The sequence below is a fragment of the Domibacillus sp. 8LH genome, assembly GCF_038806185.1.
In the GTDB taxonomy this organism is placed as follows: domain Bacteria; phylum Bacillota; class Bacilli; order Bacillales; family Domibacillaceae; genus Domibacillus; species Domibacillus indicus_A.
Genome location: NZ_JAVJNG010000333.1, coordinates 1 through 236 on the forward strand (window position 1 = coordinate 1; position 236 = coordinate 236).

Annotated in this window: 1 protein-coding gene; it reads left to right on the plus strand. The window is 42.8% G+C overall.

Annotation, left to right across the window (positions count from 1 at the left end; translation table 11 throughout):
- Window positions 1-236 (plus strand): MFS transporter (locus tag RG959_RS24920; RefSeq protein ID WP_342799376.1); only part of this gene is annotated, 236 nt, incomplete at both ends.

Consider the following 236-nt stretch of genomic DNA (forward strand, 5'->3'; position numbering starts at 1 on the left):
TCCTTGGGGTGATCTCAGGAGCAAGCGGGTTAGCTACGGATTACGAAGCATTGCTTTTATTTAGAGCATTTCAAGGTTTTTTTGCCGCTTCGTTTGCCCCCAATGCATTGACCTACGTTTTTCAAATCTTCGCCGAACGACAGCGTATTACCGCTATTAGTTTTATTAGTTTTGGTTATGTGACAGCAGGGATATTCGGTCAAGTCTTTGCAACGTTGATAGAACAATATTACGGG